The organism is Rhizobium leguminosarum bv. viciae (assembly GCF_012276115.1).
GTDB lineage: Bacteria > Pseudomonadota > Alphaproteobacteria > Rhizobiales > Rhizobiaceae > Rhizobium > Rhizobium leguminosarum_T.
In genome coordinates this window covers 570,723-591,820 of record NZ_WIEU01000001.1, presented here as the reverse complement: position 1 = coordinate 591,820, position 21,098 = coordinate 570,723, and the positions used below count along the sequence as shown (strand labels likewise).

The 21,098-nt window shown below is 60.8% G+C and carries 19 protein-coding genes; 7 read left to right on the top strand and 12 right to left on the bottom strand.

Going from position 1 to position 21,098, the window contains the following annotated elements; genetic code table 11:
- Positions 1-80: 80 nt before the first annotated feature.
- The 3 genes from GFM02_RS02745 to GFM02_RS02735 form a co-directional block, all read right to left on the bottom strand.
- Complete coding sequence (locus GFM02_RS02745) at positions 81-920, bottom strand: DUF6030 family protein (protein ID WP_168320715.1); 840 nt, start codon at positions 918-920, stop codon at positions 81-83.
- A 426-nt stretch (positions 921-1,346) separates the two neighbouring features.
- Positions 1,347-2,069, bottom strand: coding sequence for a ribonuclease activity regulator RraA (locus tag GFM02_RS02740; protein WP_020046929.1), 723 nt, complete (start codon positions 2,067-2,069; stop codon positions 1,347-1,349).
- Positions 2,070-2,139: 70 nt separating this feature from the next.
- A complete protein-coding gene (locus tag GFM02_RS02735; RefSeq protein WP_168267602.1) occupies positions 2,140-2,925 on the bottom strand; it encodes an IclR family transcriptional regulator in 786 nt (261 codons plus the stop codon).
- A 214-nt stretch (positions 2,926-3,139) separates the two neighbouring features.
- On the opposite strand from GFM02_RS02735, the gene GFM02_RS02730 reads away from it, so the two are divergent.
- The 5 genes from GFM02_RS02730 to GFM02_RS02710 are packed head-to-tail and all read left to right on the top strand — an operon-like array spanning position 3,140 to position 8,494.
- Complete coding sequence (locus tag GFM02_RS02730) at positions 3,140-4,660, top strand: ABC transporter substrate-binding protein (RefSeq protein ID WP_168267605.1); 1,521 nt, start codon at positions 3,140-3,142, stop codon at positions 4,658-4,660.
- A 39-nt stretch (positions 4,661-4,699) separates the two neighbouring features.
- Positions 4,700-5,620 (top strand): ABC transporter permease, encoded by a 921-nt coding sequence (locus GFM02_RS02725; RefSeq protein ID WP_062941637.1) that lies wholly within the window; start codon positions 4,700-4,702, stop codon positions 5,618-5,620.
- The gene (locus GFM02_RS02720; RefSeq protein WP_163873898.1) at positions 5,617-6,534 is read left to right on the top strand and encodes an ABC transporter permease; all 918 of its coding nucleotides are present in this window, start codon (positions 5,617-5,619) and stop codon (positions 6,532-6,534) included. Before GFM02_RS02725 ends, GFM02_RS02720 begins: the two co-directional genes overlap by 4 nt.
- Positions 6,534-7,505: an ABC transporter ATP-binding protein gene (locus GFM02_RS02715; protein ID WP_168320714.1), complete on the top strand. Its 972-nt coding sequence runs from the start codon at positions 6,534-6,536 to the stop codon at positions 7,503-7,505. Before GFM02_RS02720 ends, GFM02_RS02715 begins: the two co-directional genes overlap by 1 nt.
- Positions 7,502-8,494, top strand: coding sequence for an ABC transporter ATP-binding protein (locus GFM02_RS02710; RefSeq protein ID WP_168320713.1), 993 nt, complete (start codon positions 7,502-7,504; stop codon positions 8,492-8,494). The genes GFM02_RS02715 and GFM02_RS02710 overlap by 4 nt, the downstream gene beginning before the upstream one ends.
- A 74-nt stretch (positions 8,495-8,568) precedes the next feature.
- Here GFM02_RS02710 and GFM02_RS02705 read toward each other — a convergent pair whose 3' ends face one another.
- The 7 genes from GFM02_RS02705 to GFM02_RS02675 form a co-directional block, all read right to left on the bottom strand.
- Positions 8,569-10,683: a carboxy terminal-processing peptidase gene (locus tag GFM02_RS02705; protein WP_168320712.1), complete on the bottom strand. Its 2,115-nt coding sequence runs from the start codon at positions 10,681-10,683 to the stop codon at positions 8,569-8,571.
- Positions 10,684-10,830: 147 nt separating this feature from the next.
- The gene (locus tag GFM02_RS02700) at positions 10,831-11,307 is read right to left on the bottom strand and encodes an MEKHLA domain-containing protein (protein ID WP_168320711.1); all 477 of its coding nucleotides are present in this window, start codon (positions 11,305-11,307) and stop codon (positions 10,831-10,833) included.
- 99 nt (positions 11,308-11,406) lie between these two features.
- Positions 11,407-12,597 carry a M20 aminoacylase family protein gene (locus tag GFM02_RS02695; RefSeq protein WP_168320710.1) on the bottom strand — a complete coding sequence of 397 codons (1,191 nt, stop codon included), beginning with the start codon at positions 12,595-12,597 and terminating at the stop codon, positions 11,407-11,409.
- A 70-nt stretch (positions 12,598-12,667) separates the two neighbouring features.
- Entirely contained in the window at positions 12,668-13,447 is a 780-nt protein-coding gene (locus GFM02_RS02690; RefSeq protein WP_168320709.1) for an amino acid ABC transporter ATP-binding protein, read from the bottom strand.
- The gene (locus GFM02_RS02685) at positions 13,444-14,373 is read right to left on the bottom strand and encodes an amino acid ABC transporter permease (RefSeq protein WP_168320708.1); all 930 of its coding nucleotides are present in this window, start codon (positions 14,371-14,373) and stop codon (positions 13,444-13,446) included. The genes GFM02_RS02690 and GFM02_RS02685 overlap by 4 nt, the downstream gene beginning before the upstream one ends.
- On the bottom strand, positions 14,370-15,260 hold the full coding sequence (locus GFM02_RS02680) for an ABC transporter substrate-binding protein (RefSeq protein WP_168320707.1): 891 nt from the start codon (positions 15,258-15,260) through the stop codon (positions 14,370-14,372). Before GFM02_RS02680 ends, GFM02_RS02685 begins: the two co-directional genes overlap by 4 nt.
- 74 nt (positions 15,261-15,334) lie before the next feature.
- Positions 15,335-16,297 (bottom strand): nitrate ABC transporter substrate-binding protein, encoded by a 963-nt coding sequence (locus GFM02_RS02675; protein WP_168320706.1) that lies wholly within the window; start codon positions 16,295-16,297, stop codon positions 15,335-15,337.
- Positions 16,298-16,395: 98 nt separating this feature from the next.
- Between GFM02_RS02675 and GFM02_RS02670 the strand changes: the two genes are divergently transcribed.
- Positions 16,396-17,721: a PLP-dependent aminotransferase family protein gene (locus tag GFM02_RS02670; protein WP_168320705.1), complete on the top strand. Its 1,326-nt coding sequence runs from the start codon at positions 16,396-16,398 to the stop codon at positions 17,719-17,721.
- Positions 17,722-17,779: 58 nt separating this feature from the next.
- On the opposite strand, the gene GFM02_RS02665 is transcribed toward GFM02_RS02670, so the two are convergent.
- Positions 17,780-18,502, bottom strand: a complete 723-nt coding sequence (locus tag GFM02_RS02665; RefSeq protein ID WP_003562390.1) for a response regulator transcription factor — start codon at positions 18,500-18,502, stop codon at positions 17,780-17,782.
- A 13-nt stretch (positions 18,503-18,515) separates the two neighbouring features.
- A complete protein-coding gene (locus tag GFM02_RS02660) occupies positions 18,516-19,754 on the bottom strand; it encodes a GAF domain-containing sensor histidine kinase (RefSeq protein WP_168320704.1) in 1,239 nt (412 codons plus the stop codon).
- A 280-nt stretch (positions 19,755-20,034) separates the two neighbouring features.
- On the opposite strand from GFM02_RS02660, the gene GFM02_RS02655 reads away from it, so the two are divergent.
- Positions 20,035-21,051, top strand: coding sequence for an ABC transporter substrate-binding protein (locus GFM02_RS02655; RefSeq protein WP_025396862.1), 1,017 nt, complete (start codon positions 20,035-20,037; stop codon positions 21,049-21,051).
- Positions 21,052-21,098: the final 47 nt, after the last annotated feature.

Genomic DNA, 21,098 nt, shown 5'->3' with positions numbered 1-21,098 from the left:
ACTCAAAGGTGGTGACGCTCAAATCGTCGATGTTCAGACAAGCTCCAACCTGATCCTGGATGTGACTGGTACTTGCGACGTCATTGAGCGCAATTGGCAGATTTCGACGTGCCCAAGCGGTCCGTGAGGATGAAGTTCGCGGGAACATTGCGGGGATTTGTTGCGGCTAGCCAGCGATCAGCCGAAAAATACGTCTTGGTCCTCACCTGCGAACTTGAAGTCGCCTTAAGACCAAGAACAAAATTGAAGATATTTGCGCCGCCTGCTTCGCGCGTGAAGCTGAGATAGGAGCCGAATCGTTCGTATTCGACATTTCGAAGGTTTTGGATTGAGGCAAGAGTATCTTCGAAATCACGCCAGCACGCCTGCTTCACGATGATCTCGAAAATGCGCAGGACGGCCGGGGCGAGACGTCCCTGGGCGTCGGTCGTCGGCCCAATGATCTTGGCGCGGATCTCAAGAATATCGCCCATTTCATCTCCACGAACCTTAACGAAGGTCGAGCTGAGTGGACGTACCTCGTCCCGTTCGTAGATGCGCTGAAAATAACATTCATAGCTGCGATTGCGCATCGATGCGGCTTTCCATTCGCTCATCTCGATGCCGGCTTCTCGAAGAGCACCGCAAAAGCTCGACCCCGAGACGCGCCAGATCCGCAGAAACTGACTTGCCAACTCCAGCTTCGGGGCCTCGATCAGCTGCAACGGTATCGACGTCGGCGGGAGGGGAGAAGGAACCGCCGGATCAGGGCGGGCGGCTATGCGAGATGATCGGGCAGCCTTATTGAGAGCTCGATTTTCGAAGGGGCCGACCGGATCTTCGAGGTGATGGATTTCACGGTAAAAAACGACGGTGCCTGCAAGAAGCAAAATTGATATCAAGAGCCCTGGCCAAAGCAGGGACCAGCGGTTGCTCGGCATTGGGAAATTCCGGTGCCAAGGCGGGCTGTCGCGAGGAGGATCGACTGCTGATGGCACTTTATCCACGGCGCAACCTCACAAGCAAATAGGAGCGGCTGCGAGTTCGAACTCAATCAATCTCGATCCTATTTGCGATCAACCGGTGTCGGTCGGCGCATGGACCAATCAACCCTGCTGACAACTCCCTCTGAGATGAGCAACGGATGCGAAAACGGTTCAGTCTGTCCGACTCACCTTCGACAATGTAAGTGTGAAGTTGCGTGTGTCGAGCGTCAAGCAGCTACCCCAGTGGATAGCGCTCGTCCCCTAATATTCCCGTGGCGGCTTTGCAATGTCGGCAGCATCGGCGAGCGTTTCAAAAGAACGAACGCACGGGTTAATCTGCGAGCAGACGACAGCCTTAGACAATACTTCGAAGCAATGGTGTCATGCCGTCATATGACGCGCTTGACGCCAGGCCTCATAACGTTCGAGGGTCTCCTTGTTGGGCGGGTATACCCCCAAGGTCGATTTGCCTGACTCGATTTCCAGCTTGAGAAACTCTTCCTGCTCCTCCATCGCAACAGCTTCCTCGGCAATGTCATCGACATATTCCCGCGGAATAACGATCACCGCTTCGCTGTCGCCAAAGATGATGTCATCGGGATAAACGGCGACGCCGCCGCAGGCGATTGGCTGGTTCATATCTGAGGCATGGTGGGCAACCAGGTTCGCCGGCGCTGCCGGTCCCATGCAGTAGGTCGGGAGTCCCAGCTGTGCGATATCGGCCGTATCGCGGACGCCGCCGTCGAGCACGAGGCCGGCGGCGCCACGATAGACAAGACGACGGGCAAGCATGGCGCCAATGCCGGCGACTTCCGCCAAGGAGCGGCAATCGAAGACGAGAACATGGCCGTCGGGGATCGTATCGATGGCCTTGCGCTGTTGATTGGATGGATCCGAACTGTAAGTCGAACCGTCGATATCTTCCCGTGCGGGGATGTAGCGTACGGTGACGGCCGGGCCGATCATCGGCCCGCCGGCGCTGGCCAGCGGCCGCACGCCGCGAACCGCGGTGTTCTTCAGGCCACGCTTCAGCAACAGAGTGCTGAGACTTGCAGAATTCGTCCGCAAAAGCTTTGCATAAACTGATGGGTCCAACGCCGTCATGAGATCCTCCATTGTCCGGTGGAAGCTCTACCACAACGAGAAGATAGTTCAATAAAGAATTTGATGTTTCTTATTTGGACAAAGGTTGCTTGCCATTAATCGCCTTTGTCAAGATGGCGGCACCCTCCACGACCTCGCGCTTAATTGCCCGTGCCCTGTCCGGCGTCGCTTCACCAATAAACGGGACGCTGATCGTCGCGACGAGTCGACCTTCGGAATCGAAGACGGGCGCGGCAAAGGCCCGGAGGCCGAGGTTGGATTCCTGATTGTCCTCGGCGCATCCATTGCGTCGAATTTCAACGAGTGCTTCCTTCAGCGCCTCCGGATCGGTAATCGTATATGGCGTCTTCGACTCCAGTCCGCCGCTGCAATAGGCCTCTATGTCACCGTAGTCCGAATAGGCAAGAGCGAGCTTGCCGGCAGCGCCGACATGTTTACGCGAGCGGCTGCCGACCTTGATGAAAAGCGAATAATCGCCGGGACTGGAGGCTGCAAATATCGTCATCATCTCGTTGCCTTCGGGGGCAGCCAGCCTGAAGGATTCGAAAATGCGGTCAGCCGCAGCCGTCAGGATCGGCCTTGCCGCCTCGATCACCGTTGCCCTGTCGGCGCCGGGCGAGATGCGCCGCGCAAGCTCGACGAATTTTGGCCCCAGCTCGTAGGACGCTCCACCATTCACCCGCGCCACAAGCCCATGCGCGGCCAATGAATTGAGGATCCGGTAGACGGTCGAACGCGGAACTCCAAGCTGCTCAACCAGCGCGGCCAAGGAAATTCCCGTCTTCGCATCGGCAACGGCCTCAAGCAGGTGGGCGGTCTTTTCGACGACAGGTGATCCATGTTTTGGTTCAATCATGAACTATAAATTCCATATGAGAATTATAATATTGACTTCGCAGGACTGAGCGAGCATGCTCAGTGGTGTGAGTGTCACATTTGACACTACGCGCTTGGCGGAGGAAGTAAAGCCATTTGGATACCCGCTGCGGCGGTGCGCAACCGGATGGTTTTCACGAGACGGCACTGCGATGGACGGGATGCCGCTCGTTTGGATCTGGAGGAGGGATTTCATGAAGAAGATGAAGGGAATTGGTGCGCTGAGCATCGGACTGGCATTTCTGCTGGCTCCGGGCAGCGCAATTCGCGCCGACGCTGCCTCGGATAAGCTGACGGTGGTGGTGACCGACGAACCGAAGTCGCTCGATCCCTGTGACACCGACCTTTCGGGCAACTCTCGCATTCTACACAACAACATCACGGAAGCGCTGGTCAATCTGAGCCCGGCCGACGGATCGGTCGTCCCGAGCCTTGCCACCAGCTGGCGGCAAGTGGACGAGTTGACCTGGGAATTCAAGCTCCGCGACGACGTCACCTTCCACGACGGCAGGGCGTTCGATGCCAGTGCAGTCGTTGCCGCTCTCAAGCGGGCGCAGGATCCGGCACTGGCCTGCGAAGTCGGACTTGCGACGTTGAAGGGCGTCAAGTTCAATGCAGAAGCGGTGAACCCGACGACCCTCCTCATCAAAACTGATATCGTCGAGCCGATCCTGCCGAACAAGATGTCCGCCGTGGACATCGGTTCGCCGGCGACCCCGAACGACGGCAAGTCGCGCTCCCCGGCCGGAACGGGACCCTACAAGCTTGCAGCGTGGACGCCAGGGCAATCGGTCGACCTCGTGGCCTTTGACGGCTATTGGGGCGACAAGCCGGCGATCAAGAACGCAACCATCATCTGGCGGGCCGAATCCGCTGTTCGCGCGGCGATGGTCGCCACTGGGGAAGCGCAGATCGCATATGAAATAGCGCCCCAGGACGGCACCACGGAACAGGATCATGCCTTCCCAAACGCCGAAACCTCGCTGCTGAGGATCGACGCGGAAATTCCGCCGCTCAACGACAAACGCGTGCGTGAAGCCCTTAATCTTGCGATCGACCGGGACGGCCTAGTCGGCACCATCTTCCACCAGGATGCCCAAAAGGCGATGCAGGCGGTGCCGCCGTCCGTCTTCGGCTTCAATCCCGACATCCCCGTCTGGACGTATGATCCCGAAAAAGCGAAATCCCTGCTCGACGCGGCCAAAGCCGATGGCGTGCCGGTCGACAAGGAAATCGTCATCTACGGCCGCATCGGCATCTATCCCAATTCGTCCGAAAGCCTGGAAGCCATTCAGGCGATGCTCGCGGATGCCGGCTTCAATGCCCGGCTCGAAATGCTTGAGACAAGCCCGTGGCTGAAGAGGCTGCTGAAACCTTGGGACAAGGACCGTCAGCCGTCGGTCCTGCAGACGCAGATCGACAACACCGAGGGCGACGCCGTATTCACGCTGCCGAACCGTTTTACCACCGACGGCAATCAGTCGACCATCGCCGATACCAGGCTCGACACGTTGATTGGCGACGCGTCGAAGGCAACCGGCGACGAACGCAAGAAACTGTTCGAGGAAGCGTTCAGCTACATCGCCGTCGATGCGGTCAATATCGTCCCGCTGTTCCACATGGTCACGATTGCCCGCGTCGCCGAGACCGTCACCTATACGCCCGATGTGCAGGCCGGCAACGAGATCAAGCTTAAATCGATCAGCTACCGCTGACCGCCAGACTGGTCGCCGAACGTCCCTTGAGGAGAGCGGATGTCCTTCACCTACTTCCTTAAACGTGCGGCCTTTGCGGCACTCGCACTTGCCGCATTGATGACATCTGCCTTCTTCCTGGTGCGATTGACGGGCGATCCCGTCAATCTCTACCTGCCCGTCGATGCCTCGGATGCGGCCCGCGAAGCCATGCGCGTCCGCCTCGGCCTCGATCGTTCCCTCCCGTGGCAATTCCTCGATTGGGCCGGGGACATGCTGAGCCTCGATTTCGGCACGTCGCTTTGGCACAACCGCCCGGCCATGGACGTTGTTCTGGAGGCGTTGCCGAATACGCTGGCGCTCGGTGCCATTGCCTTGACCCTGGCCTTCATCGCTGCCGTCATCATTGGATCGATTGCCGCTGTGAACGCCGGCGGCTGGATCGACCGGGCTATCAACGTGCTGTCGCAGGCAGCGGCCAGCGTGCCGGATTTCTGGCTCGGGCTGATGGGCGTCCTGCTGTTTGCCGTCACCTTGCGCATTCTGCCGACATCGGGTTTCGGCGGTCCGATCTATTGGATCCTGCCGGTTGCCTGTCTTTTTGCCAGACCGTTCGGGACGCTGGTGCAGATCGTCCGCGGCTCGATGATCGAAGCACTGAACGCGACATTTGTCCGGACTGCGCGGGCCAAAGGCGCGCGCGGCGGCCGGGTTACCTTCGTGCATGCGCTGCGCAATGCCCTCCTGCCCGCGGTGACCGTGACCGGTGACCTCGCCGCCCAGTTCGCCGGCGGCGGTGGCGTCGTCGAGGTTGTTTTCGGGTTTCCCGGCATCGGCAAGCTGCTGATCGACGGCATCCTGAAGCGCGATTTCGCGATCGTCCAGGCATCGATCTTCGCGGTCGCCGTCGTCATTTTCTTCATCAATATCCTGGTCGACATGCTCTATGCATCGATCGATCCGCGCGTGAGGGTCGAATGATCAACACGTCCGCCGACTTCCTCCCCGCCCGCGAGCGCCGAAGCCGCCGCATCTTGTGGTTCATGCGCGCGCTCGCAGGCGACCCGATGGCGGTCGCTGCGACAATCTGGCTGCTGATCGTCGTCCTTGCCATTTTTGCGGATGCATCGTCGCTGCTGGGAGAAAATCGCATTTCGCTGAAGGCGCGCAACCTGCCGCCCTTCGACTTCGGCCAGTCCTGGACGTTGTGGCTGGGCGCCGACGCCCTCGGGCGCCCGCTCCTCGTTCGCCTCATCCAGGCGGCATCGACGACGATCGGCATAGCGCTTGTGACTGTTCTGACGAGCCTGATCGGCGGAACGCTGCTCGGCGTGATCGCCGGTTACTTCGGTGGCATCATCGGCAACCTGGTCATGCGGATCTGCGACATCATCCTGGGTTTCCCGACGCTGCTGGTGGCGCTCTTCGGGCTCTACCTGTTTGGCCCGAGCGTCGGCAACCTCATCATCGTGCTCGCCGTTACCCGCATGCCTGCCTATATCCGCGTCGCAAGAGCCGAAACTCTGGAGGTCCGGGAGAGGCTTTTCGTTGATGCGGCGCGCGTCTTCGGCGGCGGGCCTGTCTGGATATTGCGCAATCACATTCTCCCGAGCGTCGCTCCCACGATGCTGACGCTCGCCTCGGTCAATCTCGCCATGGTGATGCTGTTCGAATCCGGGCTGAGCTATCTCGGTCTCGGCATCCAGCCACCTGCCGTGAGCTGGGGTCTGATGGTGGCGCAGGGCCAGGGATATCTGTCATCGGCCTGGTGGCTGGGCTTTTTCCCCGGCCTGGCTGTGATGCTCACGACCATGTCCTTCAATCTCCTCGCCAACTGGTTCCGGATCGTCAATGACCCGTCGCAGCACTGGCGTCTTGTCAGCCGGAGGCGCTGATGGCTCTTCTCGAAGTCAAGGACTTGCAGGTCAGTTTCGATACGGCCGCCGGCCGCATCCTGGCGCTCAACGGCGTTTCCTTCTCGCTCGAGCGTGGAGAGGTCCTGGCGCTTCTCGGCGAAAGCGGCTCCGGCAAGTCGGTGACCGCATCGGCCATCATGGATCTCGTTCCCAACCCGCCGGGCGAAATCAATCAAGGATCGATCCGTTTCGACGGTGTCGAGCTGTTGCAGCTCTCGCGAAACGAGCGGCGCGATCTCTGCGGCGATCGGATCGCCCTGATCTTTCAGGATGCGCTCGCAGCGCTCAACCCGGTCTATTCGGTGGGTTGGCAGATCGCCGAAATGTTCCGCATCCACGGCCGTACTCCGGAAGGCGGTGTCGAAAAAGCCGTGATCGACCTTCTTACGGCCATCGGCATTCCCGACCCTGAAAGCCGTGCGAGGCAATATCCGCATGAGTTTTCGGGCGGTATGCGCCAACGCATCATGATCGCCATGGCCGTGGCGTTGGAACCGGATGTCATCATTGCGGACGAGCCGACGACAGCGCTCGACGTCACGATCCAGGCGCAGGTGGTCGATCTTCTGGAGACGATCCGCAAACGCAGCGATGCCAGCATGATCTTCATCACCCATGATCTCTGCGTCGTCGCCGAACTCGCCGATCGGGTTGCCGTCATGTATGCCGGCCGCGTCGTCGAGACCGCAAGCGTCTTCGAACTGTTCGAAGATGCCCGCCATCCCTACAGCGTCGGATTGCTTGCCTCGCAGCCGCGCATGGACACGGATGAAGACGAATTGGTGCCGATCCCCGGCTCCGCCCCCAATCCTGTCGCCCTGCCCTCCGGCTGCGCCTTCAGAACCCGCTGTCCACGCGCCGAAGGGCTCTGTGCCGAGATCGTCCCCTCTCTTGAAACCGTAGGGCCGGGCCGCCAGGCCGCCTGCCACTTCCCGGTATCACCAGTATGATCGAACCTCTGCTCAAGGTCCAAAACCTTTCCCGGCACTTCGGCAGCGCCTCGGCACCGGTGCGTGCCGTCGACGATGTGAGCTTCGAGATTGCCAAGGGAGAGACGCTCGGCCTCGTCGGCGAAAGCGGTTGCGGCAAAACCTCGCTGGTTCGGACGCTCTTGAAGCTTGGGCCGGCGACAAGCGGCAGCGCTTTGCTTGACGGCGTGGACATTACGACAGCCAGCGGCCGGCGGCTGCATGAATTGCGCCGCAAGATGCAGGTCGTTTTCCAGGATCCCTACCAGTCGCTCAATCCCCGCATGCGGGTCGACCGGCTGATTTCAGAACCCTGGGCGTTGCACCCGGGGCTCGTGCCCAAGAGCAGCTGGCGTGAAGAGACGGTCAAGCTGCTCGAATCCGTCGGGCTGCGCGCCGAACATGCGGACCGTTATCCCTCGGAATTTTCAGGCGGCCAGCGGCAGCGCCTTGGCATTGCCCGCGCTCTCGCGCTCAATCCGACACTTCTTGTCTGCGACGAGCCTGTTTCGGCCCTCGACGTCTCGGTCCAGGCGCAAGTGATCAACCTGCTCGCCGGACTGAGGCGCGAGCGCAACCTGGCGATGCTGTTTGTCGCGCATGATCTCGCCGTTGTTCGGCATGTCTCGGACCGTGTCATGGTCATGTATCTCGGCAGGATCATCGAAACGGGGCCGAAGCAATCGATCTTCAGCGCGGCGGCCCATCCCTACACGCAGGCGCTGATGTCGGCGGTCCCGACACCGGATCCGAGGCGTCGCGCGCAGCGCAAGCGCATCGTTCTGCAGGGCGATCTGCCGAGTCCCGCAAATCCGCCTAGCGGATGCCGTTTTCGAACGCGTTGCTGGAAAGCAACGTCGATCTGCGCAGAACAGGAGCCTACGCTGACCACGCGAACGGCGGCCCCTGGTCTTCTGACCGCCTGTCATCACGCCAATCCGGAAATCGCCACCGAGATCCCTCGTCTTTGAAAGGACCTGAACCCAGGCCCATTATGCCAAGGTGATCGCAAAGCTGCGCATACTGTCACGCCGGTCAGCTATGACTATTTTCCGTTCGTGTTTCCCGTTTGTTTTATAGCTGCCTTGAGCACGCCTTCCTGCAGATCCGCCTGGTCTGCAAGAATGGCGGCGGCCTCGTCCAGCAAGACGTCTTTTGCATTCTTGCGGGCATTCTCGATGGCAATATCGGCACTCAGGCTGCGCTCGCCTGCCTCCAGGCCATCATCTCCAAGATCCTCGCCATCCCCTTCATTCGCTCGATCCTTGAACCGTTTCTCGCGAGCCGTCGCTTCTTTGCGCCGTTCGGCTTCATTGAGGGAAACAACCCCTTTTTCGCGCTGCGCCTTGAGGTCGGCAATGTCTTTTATCAGTCGTTGGAAGTCCGGATCGCTCTCAACCCGCGCATCATGGCGGCTTTGCAATGTCGGCAGCAACGTCGTGACCGTGTCGACAGCCGTGTACTTCGCAGGTTTGATCTGCGCCCACGGCAGGGCATTGTCATAACTGGTCTCGCCGAAGCTCGCCGGATCGAAGAGTCCTGGCAAGCTGATATCGGGCGTCACGCCGTGCAGCTGCGTCGTACCGCCGTTGACCCGGAAAAACTGGGCAATCGTCACCTTTAGCTCCCCGAACTCGGGTTTGCTGTTGCGGACGATCCGGTCAAGATCGACGACGGTCTGAACGGTGCCCTTGCCGAAACTGGGTTCGCCGACGATCACGCCTCGGCCGTAATCCTGGATTGCCGCGGCAAAAATCTCCGAAGCCGACGCCGACCCGCGATTGATCAGGACACCCACCGGGCCTGTCCAGACAGGCGCTGCAAGCTCCGAGCTCTTGACCTCGACCTTGCCATCGCTGCCGCGTTGCTGAACGACCGGACCATCGCCGATGAACAGGCCAGTCAAATCGATCGCCTCGTCCAATGAACCGCCGCCGTTGTTGCGCAGGTCGATGAGAACGCTGTCGACCTTTTCTTGGCTCAGCTCGCCGAGAAGCTTGGCGACATCGCGGCTTGCACTCTTGTAATCCTTGTCTCCTTTGCGCTTGGCTTCAAAATCCTCATAGAATACCGGCAGGGTAATGATCCCGATTTTACGCGCGACGTCGCCCGCTTTTACGGACAACACAGCCTTTCTGGCGGCTTGCTTGTCGAGACTGATCTTATCGCGCACCAGGTTGATGACGCGATGCGTGGCATCAGCTCCGGCATCTGCCGGCAGGATGTCCAAACGCACGACGGAACCCTTTTTCCCGCGTATCATCTGCACGACTTCATCAAGGCGCGTGCCCACCACGTCTTTGATCGCGCCGTCCTTGCCTTGACCAACGCCGGTAATCCGGTCTCCGACCGAGAGCTTGCCGGACAGCTGTGCCGGTCCGCCAGGAACGAGCTCGCGGATCGTCGTGTAGTCGTCGCGCTCCTGCAGGACCGCACCGATACCAAACAGCGAAAGCTTCATCGAGACATTGAAGTCGGCTGAAGCGGCCGTACCGAAATAGTCCGTGTGCGGATCAATCGACGTTGCGTAGGCATCCATGAACGACTGGAAAACGTCGTCGCTTTTGAACTTGTAAGCGCGCTCGAGCGTGTTTTCATAACGTTTGTCGAGTGTTTCTCGAATGGCCGCGTCGTTTTGGCCGCCCAGTTTCAACCGCAACCAGTCGCTCTTGACGCGCTTGCGCCAAAGGTCATTGCTCTCGGCCTCCGACTGCGGCCACGGCGCTTTATCGCGCAGCACCGAATAATCTTCCTGCGCGCTGAAATCGAAGCCTTGCTTAAGCAGGTTGCGCGCATAGTTCATGCGGTCGACAACGCGCTGCTGATACGCTTTGAACATCGCAAACGGGATCTTCAAGTCCTTCCGCTCGATGGCATCATCGATTTCGCTGCGGTCAGACATGAATCCGTCGATGTCGGCTTGCAGGAAGAGCATGCGATCCGGATCAAGTGACTTGATGAACCCATCCATGACCCTGGCCGACAAGGCGTCGTCGAGTGGAACGGGCTTGTAGCTATACCGCGAAAGAAATTGTGCGCTCAACTCGGCGGCTTGCGCCTGTCGCTTGAGAGGCGCCAGAGCAGGCGGTGATGCAACTTCAGCATATGCGGACTGTGCAATTGCAAGAAATGCACCAAGGAAAAAGTAGGCTATGCGCATTCAGCGTTGATCCAATTGTTAATGCCGAGTGTCGATGTGCGATCTATGTGACGCAATCATGGTTTTTTGGCAACCAAATGGCAAACGACATGGTTTGCAAAGCTGCGGACATATCCGGCGCCTGGTTGGCGTCTCAGCAGCCGGCGCTCAATCCGCCTGCACGTCTTGCCAGGAGTCGAATGTCGCAGCCTGACCGCGACGGCATCCGCTGCGGTCGACAAGATCCCAGACGATGGCTTTTTCGATATAGAAACGCCGCCCTGACTTGGCGATGCGAAGTCCGCGGTAGTCGGCGATAAAGCCATTCGCCGCCACGGCGTTCAACAGCCTCTCACGTTCGGCGCGATCGGGCGCCTCCGCCGAAAGACGCGATGGCAAAGTGATAAACTCGTCCCATGAATATTCGAAGCAGGCCTGGGCAGCGCGGTTCGCGTAGATAAAGCGCGGATCGGCGTCGGTATTGTGAGCAAGGACGACAGCCGGCGACTGGTCGTAAAGCCATTCGGCACCCTGGCCTTCCGACGTCAGGCTGCGTCCCACCCTTCGTTCGAAGCTTTCCGCCATCAATGCGTAAAATTCGGGATCGTAAGACAAGTCGAGGCCGGCGTTATAGTTGGCAATCATGCTTCGCATCCTGGATAGCAGCGAGAAATGTCGAAAGTGATGTTCTCGCTTGAAAGGCTAGCTCCAAATGCGACGCGGTCAAGCTGGGCGATCGGAACTTCAGGCGTCATCCTGGAGGTAGCGTTCCGCGAGCCTTGCCCACATGGCTGCGCCAACCGTCAAGCTGGCATCGGCGAAATCATATTTGGGGCTATGCAGGATGGCGGAATTCATGCCATTGCCGAGACGCAGGAAGCTACCCGGCTTGTGCTCGAGAAAGTGCGAGAAATCCTCGCTGCCGGGAATGAGCGGGCACGTCGCGACCTTGTCTTCGCCGACCAGTTCCGCCGCGACGATCCGGGCAAAATCCGTCTCATCAGGCGAATTGACGACGACAGGATTGCCGCGATCGTAGTCGATCTCGATGGAAGCATTGTGCCCTTCTGCCACCGAGCGGGCCAGCTTGGTGATGCGTTCCTGCAGGAGGTCGCGAATGCCAGGCTCGAAGGAGCGCACGCTCAATGCGAGCTTGGCATATTCCGGAATGACGTTGACTGCATCGCCGGCATGGATGGTGCCGACGGTAATGACCGCCGTCTGGGTCGGGTCGAGGTTGCGCGAGATGATGGTTTGCAGCGAGACGACAAGGTTGCACGCCACGACGACGGGATCGACGGTCAGATGCGGCCGCGAGGCGTGGCCGCCTTTGCCCTTGATGGTAATCTCGACGGTGTCCGACGCCGCCATCATCGGGCCGGATCGCAGCAGGATGGTGCCTTCGGGAGCGCCGGGGTGGTTATGGAGGCCAAAGATCGCGTCGAACGGAAAGCGTTCGAACAGGCCGTCGGCGATCATTGCCTGGGCGCCGCTATTCTTGCTTGCCTCTTCCGCCGGCTGGAAGATCAGCGTCGCCGTGCCGTTGAAGCGTCGGGTGCGGGCGAGATATTCGGCTGCGCCGAGCAGCACGGTCGTGTGGCCGTCATGGCCGCAGGCATGCATCTTGCCGGGCGTGCCGCTGGCATAGGCAAGTCCGGTTTCCTCGACGATTGGCAGCGCATCCATATCGGCGCGGATGGCGATGCCCTTGCTGCCCTTGCCGGCGCTGAGGCGGGCGACAACGCCGTGACCGCCGACATTGCGGGTCACGTCATAACCCCAGCCTTCCAGCTTTTCCGCGACATAACGCGCTGTTTCCGCTTCTTCGAAGGAGAGTTCCGGATGGGCGTGCAGGTACTGGCGGGTCGCCTTCAGCTCCGCCTCCATGGCTTCGAAATCGGAAAGGCGGGCATAGGCATTGTCGAGCGTGGGCATGAAAACATCCAGTATTGGTCGAAAAGGACGATTGCTCCGGCCCGAGGGTCGAAGCAGAAGCTGACACCAGTCAGAGAAAACGGGCGAGAAAAGCCTGGGTCCGGGGATGTTGCGGATTGCCGATGACATCCTCGGGCTTGCCCATCTCGACGACATTGCCGCCGTCCATGAACACGACCCGATCGGCCGCTTCACGGGCGAAACCGATCTCGTGGGTCACGACGATCATCGTCAGGCCCTGTTTGGCGAGATCGCGCATGGTGGAGAGAACTTCGCCCACCAGTTCCGGGTCAAGCGCCGAGGTGGGCTCGTCGAACAGCATCAGCTTCGGCTTGATCGCCAGGGCGCGGGCGATGGCGACGCGCTGCTGCTGACCGCCGGAGAGCTGGCGGGGATAGCTGCCAGCCTTTTCCGACAGACCCACCCGCTCCAAAAGCCGCAGGGCGTTCTCGGTTGCGGCCGTGCGGCTTTCTCCGTGCACGCCGATCGGAGCCTCGACGATGTTCTGCAGCACCGTCATATGCGGATAGAGATTGAACTGCTGGAACACCATGCCGATCTTGCGCCGCTGGCTGGCGATTCCGTTGCTCGACAGCTTTTCCAGCCGGTCTTTGCGAAGGCGATAGCCGATCTGTTCGCCATCGACTTCGATGAACCCCTTGTTGATCGCCTCGAGATGGTTGATGCAGCGCAGGAAGGTCGACTTTCCCGACCCGGACGGGCCGAGCACCACGACGACTTCACCCGGCATGACGTCGAGATCGATCCCCTTCAGCACTTCGAGCTGGTCGAAGGACTTGTGGACGTTGCGGGCTCTGACGAGAGGCTTTGCAATTTCGGCACCGGTCAATGGCTTACCTCCTCGGCAAGGGTCTCGGATTTGGCGGCAGCGGCATTGTTGCGCCGTTCGCTGCGGCCGTAATAGGCCTCGATATAGCTCTGGCCGAGATTGAGGATGGAGGTGATAAGCAAGTACCAGAGGACCGCGACCAGCAACATCGGCACGATCTCGAAGGTGCGATTGTAGATCGACTGGACGGAATAGAGCAGATCGGCCATGGCGATGACGCTGACGAGCGAGGTTGCCTTGATCATGCTGATCAGCTGGTTGCCCGTTGGCGGCACGATCGAGCGCATCGCCTGCGGAATGATGATCCGCCACAGCGCCCTCGCCTTGGTCATGCCGAAGGCTTCCGCCGTCTCGAACTGGCCGCGGTCGACCGAGAGCAGACCGCCGCGAATGATCTCGGCCATGTAGGCAGCTTCGTTCAAGGCCAGGCCGACGATTGCCGCCGTCATCGGCGTAATCACCGAATTGGTCTCCCAACTGGCGAGCGTCGGGCCGAACGGAATGGTGATCGAAAGTTCGGGAAAGAGGGTCGAGAGATTGTACCAGAAGATCAGCTGTACCAGGAGCGGCGTGCCGCGAAAGAACCAGATGAACAGCGACGCCAGCGAACGTGCGAGCCGGTCATTCGACAGCCGGGCGATCGCCAGTCCGAGGCCGAGAACGATGCCGATGGCCATCGCGACCACTGTGAGGCCCAAGCTGACGTAAAGGCCGTTGACAACAGTCGGATCGAAGAAATAAGCCGCGACGACAGGCCAGCCGAAATTCTCATTATGGGCGACGATCCACAGGAAGTTTGCGGCAATCAGGAGCACGACCACCCACAGGACGAGCCGGCCGGTTTGAAAGGGCTTGTGGGCATGTGCAACATCCCGGAAGTCCGCACCGCCCAAAGGCGGTGCGGCAGTCGTGCGGTCATTGCTCATTTCGGCAGGGCTCCACCAAGATTGAGGCCGGGCTGCTTGATCATGTTGTTCTCAAGACCCCATTTCTTCATGATGGCGGCATAGGCGCCGTTATCCATCAACACCTTGATCGAGTCGAGCAGAACGGGGCCGAGCGGCGAGCCCTTCGGCACGACGGCGCCCTGATAGAGATCCTCGAACCCGTTTTTCTGGCCGACGCCGCTCAATTCCAGCTGGCCGTTTGCCTGGGACACGAAATAGGTCAGCGGCGCCTGCGAGGAGAAGAAGGCATCGGCGCGTTTGGAGCGGACCGCCAGGATCGAGCTCGGCTGGTCGGTGTAGGACTGCACTTCGGGCGCGGGCTTGCCGGCCGTCTTGCACTTTTCGACCTGGGCCTGGATCACCTTTTCGGCGGAGCCGCCGGCCATGACGGCGATGCGATTGCCGCAGGCGCTGTCGAGGGAGGTGATGGCCTTCGGATTGCCCTTCTGGACGGAGAAGACCACGTATTCCTGAACCCAGTCGACGAAATCATTGGCCTCTTCACGGGTCTTGAAGTCACCGATCGGGCCGAAGGCGAACTGGTATCGGCCGGAGTTGATGCCGGCGAGCAAGGCGCTCAACCCGCTGACGGTTTCGTGCTCGATCTCGACGCCAAGCATTTGGCCGATCGCATCGGTCAGATCGGCGCTGGCGCCGGTCAATTTCGTACCGGTGACGATCTCATAGGGAGGAAAGGAACCGTTGTTGACGGAGATCATCTTGCCGTCCGTGCGGATCTTCTCCGGCAGGCGGGCGCGAAGAGCGTCGTTGACTGTCTGTTTTGGCACGGCCGCCTCCTCAGCGAAGACCGACGTCGTCATCATCAGACCCAGCAGGGCGGCGGAAGCGATCAGTTTCGAATGCATGTCATTCCCCTTTTTTGGTTTGCGAAAGTGGGTGGTTCAACGATGAGGCCTGCGAAGGGCTTCCCAGGCCTTGTTCATCGGGCTTTGGCGTGCCACGGAAACAGATCGGCTGGCGTCAAAAGGCGCGGCATGATCTTCTGCTCGTAGAGTTCCTCGGCAAAGTCGGCGATCATTGCCTCGTTCTCAGCAAGCCCGCTGGCTCTCCAGGTCGGCGGCAGGTCGGCTGCGCAGCGGCGCAGTTCGTCGATCATCCAGGGCGTGGTGTCGGCGTATTTCTCACGCTTTTCCAGCCAGATACGCTGGGACTCGTCGATCAGTTCGCTGAGTTCAGCCATGATCCAGGGGTGCTCCCGGACGATATCAGCCTTGAAGCCGATCAGATGCATGCCCGGGACATAGCCGACCTCGTTGAGGTAAGCGACTTCAGCGGCACGGAAATCATCCAGCACCTGGCGGAGCGGCGATTCCTGATCGAAGAAGCCCTTCGGCATGAAAGGGGTGAACACGGCATCGAGCCCGCCATCCATCAGAAGATCGACCATCGGGCGCTCGCCGGGAGCAGCCTCGATGCGGCCAGGCCGTCCAAAACCATCGAGCCGGTCGACGATCGGATGAGCCTCCGTCAGGCGCCCGGCATACCACATCGCATCCTCGACGCCGACGCCTTCCCGGCGCAATGCGGCGCGGGTCCAGGTATTTCCGGAATCGCGCCAGCCGGTCACGCCGATCTTCTTGCCGGCCAGATCGGAGAGCTTGCGGATCGGACTATTCTTGGTGGTGATGATGCAGCGATGGCGGAAGCCGCGCATGATGAAGTTCGGCATGCCCAGAACCCGATCATCGCCGTCATGGCGCATCTGCGAATAGCGGCTGAAGGACATTTCCGCGGCATCATGCGCGGCATCATCGGCGAGGCTGGAGACCAGCGTGCCCACACGATCCACTTTGATATCGAGACGGGAGGAACTGACGTCACCGAGCACGAGCGGTGTCATGTAATCCCAGTCCCGGAGGGCGATGCGAAGCGTCACAGGCATGCAAAACTCACAAAATTGCTCGACGAGTGGCAAATTAAATGTTCAAAATAGAGAGTACAAATGTTATTACGTTATTGAACATTTAAAGTGAGAGAAAAATGGGCGACACGGTCGAAGCCTCCTGGTTTGCCGAAAAAATAGCCGACCGCAGCATCAGAGGGATCGCTCTCGAAACCAGCGCGCTGATCCGTGCCGGTGTCCTGCCCATTGGGACGCGCCTGCCGGCGATCCGCGATATCGCTTACGAATTGCATGTCAGTCCGGCGACGATCTCCGAAGCCTGGAGCGAATTGCGGCGGCAGAAGATCATCAGCGGCCGGGGGCGCAACGGCACCTGGGTCAGCGGCGACCGCTTTGTCGCCAAGCCGGAACGTCTTGCCAGTTCGGGAAATTATGCGGCAGGTGTGCTCGACCTCACCTTAGCCGGACCGGATGCAGCACTTCTTCCTCGTCTCGCCGAAGCAATGGCCTATGGCGCGTCCGTCGATGACCTCAACAGCTATGAGCGCAGCCGGATCGTCCCTGAGTTGAAGGACGCCGTTTCAGAGCGATGGCCCTGTGAGGCGGAAGCCTTTCTGGCCACCAATGGCGGTTACAACGCCGTCTATACGATATTGCATGCTCTGGTTTCCTCGGGTTCGTCGGTCGCGATCGAACATCCGACCGCGATGCGGCTGCTCGATATTCTGGAAGATCTCGGCGTGAAAATCATCCCTGTCGCCTGCGACGGCGAAGGCCCCTTGCCGGATTCGCTGCGCGAAGCATTGCAGCAACGTCCGGCGGCTTTTCTATTCCAGCCACGGCTGCATTCCGTGACCGGCGTTGCGGTCAGTTCATCCCGCCTCGGTCAGCTCGGAGATGTGCTGGAAGACAGCGATACGCTTATTATCGAGGATGACGGCGTCGGCGACGTGTCGGCGGCACCTCCGCAGTCGCTGGGCGGCCGATTTGCGGAGCGGACGATCCATATCCTCTCACTCTCGAAAAGCCTCGGCCCGGATCTGCGTCTCGCGGTTCTGTCGAGTTCCGCGCCGATCGTCGACCAGATCCAGTCTTACCGCTCCTTCAGCGCCGGCTGGACCAGCCGTATCCTGCAAGGTGCCGCCGCCTGGCTATTGCGCGATCCGGCAACCTGGCGGCTCATCGCCGAGGCGCGTGAGATCTATCAGCAGAGGCGAGACGCTCTTGCCGATGCGCTGAGCGAACGGGGGATAGCGATCCCTGCAGGCCAGGGCCTGTGCCTCTGGGTGCCCGTCGTTTCCGAACCATTCGCGATGGTGACGCTCGCCGCACGCAATATCGCCGTCAATCCAGGCAGCAAATTCTCCGTCTTGCCAAGCAGTCATATTCGAGTGGCCACAAGCACGCTCCGTGATCGCTGCGAGGAAGCCGCCGATGCGATCGCGCTGGCGCATGCGCCGTGAAGGCAGAGCCGCAGTCACCTCTCTGATCCCCGGTCATTCCTCGTAAGTCCGGAAACTACTACTTTCCCTCAAGCCACTCCTGCAGCTCTGCCTCGGCCCGCTCCAGAGCGCTATAGTTCAGGAGTTTGCGCAGGAAAGCGACGGTGACGGCGCGGGCGCGCAGATTGAAGCGGCCGTCCTCGTGGTCGTCGCCGGCGCTCTGGTAGACGTCGAGCTTGTCGTAGAGCTGTTGCAAGCGGTTCTGCACGCTGCGCAGCGAAAGGCCCCGACGTTTGGCGATGGCCCGGTCGGTGAGGCCGAGCGCGATATCGACGAGGATCTCGTATTCGGAATCGGTAAAGCCGTTCGTCTGGCCGAGGCTCTTCTGCTGCAGGCCCCGCACCTCGCGGTCGATGACGCACTGGCTCTCGATGAAGATCGAGCGTAGCGCAAGCTTCAGCCGCTCGTCGGAAGCGGATTTCAGCACATAACCATAGGCGGCGCCATCCGGCACGATGCGGGAGACGCCGCGCACATAGGCCTCGTCCGAGTAATTCGACCAGAACAGGATGCGGGTCTCCGGCCGCTCCTTCCAGATGGTGCGCGCCGCCTCGATGCCGTTGCGGTTGGCCATCTGCAGGTCCATGACGATATGCGCCGACTTGTGGTCGCGGGCGAGCTTCTCGCCGACGGTTCCGTTCTCCGCCTCGATCACCGTGTCGCATTCCGGCAGAGCCGCGTTAACAGCCTCGTGCAGATAGGACCGGTGCAGCGGGTCGTCCTCGACGATCAGAACCTTCATCATGCCCTTCTCCTCAGTTTGGCCCGCTCGACGGGTCGTTCGGTACGAGCGGTAGCACGACGCGCACCGCAGTCCCGCGATTGTTGTGGCCGGGGCCGGTCGTGAACCGCGCCGAAATCAGCCGCGCACGGGTCTTCATATTGTCGATGCCGCCGCCGATCCGTCCCCGCGCCTTGGCAAGCCCGGTTCCGTCGTCGGAGATTTCGATCGATAGCCGGTCGTCATCGGCCTCGAGCCGCACCGTGACGGCCAGTGGCGCGGCATGGCGCACCGCATTGTTGATCGCCTCCTGGGCGATCCGGAACAGCGCGACGCTGACGGTCGGTTCCAGTCGCTCCAATGCGCCGTGCGTCTCGTCGACAAGGCCCCACTCGATCCCCGATCCCGTGTCGCGGGTCGATCGGTCCAGATGATGCTCGATTGCCTGGGCGAGGCCGAAGAGCTGGAGCACGGAGGGTTTTGCCTGCTCGATGATCTGCCGGAGATCCTGCATGCAATGCTGCAGGGAACGGGAGATCGGCTCCAGCGCCTCGGGCGCCACCTCGCCGTTGCGCGACAGCCGGTCGATCCGGCGGGCGAGCCGCGTCAGGTCGGCGAGCGTCTGGTCGTGCAGATCCATGCCGATGCGCTGGCGTTCCTGCTCCAGCGCTTCGGTAAGCTTCAGCGCACCTTGCCGCAAACCCTCCTCGCGGGCGCGGGCCTCTGCCTCGACAATGGCCGAGCGTTGCGCCTGCTCGGCCGCCTGCAGCGCGAAGAAATAGGGCGTCAGCAGGTCGGCGATGATGCGGGCGCGCTCGATATCCTCCATCGTATAGACGCCCGCCCTGTGCGACGAACAGGAGAGTGCTGCGATGATCGTGCCCTGCACCTTCATCGGCACATGCAAGCGGCTCCTCAGCGACTGTTCGACGATCGGCCGCTTGAAGGCGCCCTCGAAGTGGAAACGCGGGTCGGTCATGGCGTCGTCCGCCAGCAGAAAATCCACCTCGCCCCAGAGCAGCGAGCGGATGGGACTGTTGACGACAGGCGCGCCGGCAAGGCCGCCCCAGGCGGTCTCGATGCCCGTCTCATAGGCCGTGTGGTAGTTGCCGCCCTCAAGCAGCACGCAGACATCGAGATGGTCGTGCGGGATGATATGGGCGACTTCGGCCGCGACGGAACGGATAGCCGAGCGGAAGTCGAGCTGGCCCGCGAGCAGCCGGGAAATGCCGAGATAATGGTCGAACATGGCTGCGGGTACGAGATGCAGCATCGTCAGTTCCTCCCCGAGGCGGCAGCAGGCTCCTCAACCCGCCGCGACCCTTCGCAGTAAGCGCCCGCGGAAGCGCCGCCGTCTTGCGTAAACCCGCAGCTTGTTGCGCAAATCCCGCAAACGGATTGCCGCCTTGCCCCTGTACAGGCCGGTCGATCTCCCGCATCCTGCCCTTACTGAGAGGAGGAAGCTCAGTGCAAGAACAATTTTCACTCGGACCCAATTGGGCCGGCAGGAGTGAAGCGATCCGCCGACCAGCGCGATCATCAGGGAGGAAGACATGACAATCCGTAAGATGCTTCTGGCATCGGCCGCTATTGCTTGCGCCGCGATGCCCGTTTCCGCCTTTGCCGACACGTCGGCCAAGAAGATCGCTCTTTCCAACAACTATGCCGGCAATTCGTGGCGCCAGGCCATGCTGACGAGCTGGGGCAAGGTGACGGGTGAAGCCGTGAAGGCCGGCACCGTTGCCGCAGCCGACCCTTTCACCACCGCCGAGAACCAGGCGACGGAGCAGGCCGCGCAGATCCAGAACATGATCCTGCAGGGTTATGACGCCATCGTGCTGAACGCTGCCTCGCCGACGGCGCTGAACGGTGCGGTCAAGGAAGCCTGCGACGCCGGCATCACCGTCGTGTCCTTCGACGGTATCGTCACCGAACCCTGCGCCTGGCGCATCGCCGTCAACTTCAAGGAAATGGGCCGCAGTGAGGTCGAGTACTTGTCGAAAAAACTTCCGGACGGCGGCAACCTGCTCGAGATCCGCGGCCTTGCCGGTGTCTTCGTCGACGACGAAATCTCGGCGGGCATCCACGAGGGCGTCAAGCAGTTCCCGCAGTTCAAGATTGTCGGCTCCGTTCACGGCGACTGGGCGCAGGACGTGGCGCAGAAGGCTGTTGCCGGTATCCTGCCGAGCCTGCCTGACATCGCTGGCGTGGTAACGCAGGGCGGCGACGGCTATGGCGCCGCACAGGCGATTGCAGCGACCGACCGGAAGATGCCGATCATTATCATGGGCAACCGCGAAGACGAACTGAAGTGGTGGAAGGAGCAGAAGGACGCGAAGGGCTACGAGACCATGTCCGTGTCCATCGCGCCCGGCGTCTCCACGCTCGCCTTCTGGGTGGCGCAACAGATCCTCGACGGCAAGGAAGTCAAGAAGGACCTCGTCGTGCCCTTCCTGCGCATCGACCAGGACAATCTCGAAACCAACCTCGCCAATACCCAGGCCGGCGGCGTCGCCAACGTGGAATACACGCAGGCAGACGCAATCAAGGTCATCGAGTCGGCAAAGTAATTCTCCCGGCGACTGCCGCGCGGCCGCAGAAGGTCGCGCGGCATTTT

Excerpts from the sequence above, each read along its gene's own strand:
- GFM02_RS02745 (WP_168320715.1), bottom strand. The coding sequence starts at position 920 with ATGCCGAGCAACCGCTGGTCCCTGCTTTGGCCAGGGCTCTTGATATCA.
- GFM02_RS02740 (WP_020046929.1), bottom strand. The coding sequence starts at position 2,069 with ATGACGGCGTTGGACCCATCAGTTTATGCAAAGCTTTTGCGGACGAAT.
- GFM02_RS02735 (WP_168267602.1), bottom strand. The coding sequence starts at position 2,925 with ATGATTGAACCAAAACATGGATCACCTGTCGTCGAAAAGACCGCCCAC.
- GFM02_RS02730 (WP_168267605.1), top strand. The coding sequence starts at position 3,140 with ATGAAGAAGATGAAGGGAATTGGTGCGCTGAGCATCGGACTGGCATTT.
- GFM02_RS02725 (WP_062941637.1), top strand. The coding sequence starts at position 4,700 with ATGTCCTTCACCTACTTCCTTAAACGTGCGGCCTTTGCGGCACTCGCA.
- GFM02_RS02720 (WP_163873898.1), top strand. The coding sequence starts at position 5,617 with ATGATCAACACGTCCGCCGACTTCCTCCCCGCCCGCGAGCGCCGAAGC.
- GFM02_RS02715 (WP_168320714.1), top strand. The coding sequence starts at position 6,534 with ATGGCTCTTCTCGAAGTCAAGGACTTGCAGGTCAGTTTCGATACGGCC.
- GFM02_RS02710 (WP_168320713.1), top strand. The coding sequence starts at position 7,502 with ATGATCGAACCTCTGCTCAAGGTCCAAAACCTTTCCCGGCACTTCGGC.
- GFM02_RS02705 (WP_168320712.1), bottom strand. The coding sequence starts at position 10,683 with ATGCGCATAGCCTACTTTTTCCTTGGTGCATTTCTTGCAATTGCACAG.
- GFM02_RS02700 (WP_168320711.1), bottom strand. The coding sequence starts at position 11,307 with ATGATTGCCAACTATAACGCCGGCCTCGACTTGTCTTACGATCCCGAA.
- GFM02_RS02695 (WP_168320710.1), bottom strand. The coding sequence starts at position 12,597 with ATGCCCACGCTCGACAATGCCTATGCCCGCCTTTCCGATTTCGAAGCC.
- GFM02_RS02685 (WP_168320708.1), bottom strand. The coding sequence starts at position 14,373 with ATGAGCAATGACCGCACGACTGCCGCACCGCCTTTGGGCGGTGCGGAC.
- GFM02_RS02680 (WP_168320707.1), bottom strand. The coding sequence starts at position 15,260 with ATGCATTCGAAACTGATCGCTTCCGCCGCCCTGCTGGGTCTGATGATG.
- GFM02_RS02675 (WP_168320706.1), bottom strand. The coding sequence starts at position 16,297 with ATGCCTGTGACGCTTCGCATCGCCCTCCGGGACTGGGATTACATGACA.
- GFM02_RS02670 (WP_168320705.1), top strand. The coding sequence starts at position 16,396 with ATGGGCGACACGGTCGAAGCCTCCTGGTTTGCCGAAAAAATAGCCGAC.
- GFM02_RS02665 (WP_003562390.1), bottom strand. The coding sequence starts at position 18,502 with ATGAAGGTTCTGATCGTCGAGGACGACCCGCTGCACCGGTCCTATCTG.
- GFM02_RS02660 (WP_168320704.1), bottom strand. The coding sequence starts at position 19,754 with ATGCTGCATCTCGTACCCGCAGCCATGTTCGACCATTATCTCGGCATT.
- GFM02_RS02655 (WP_025396862.1), top strand. The coding sequence starts at position 20,035 with ATGACAATCCGTAAGATGCTTCTGGCATCGGCCGCTATTGCTTGCGCC.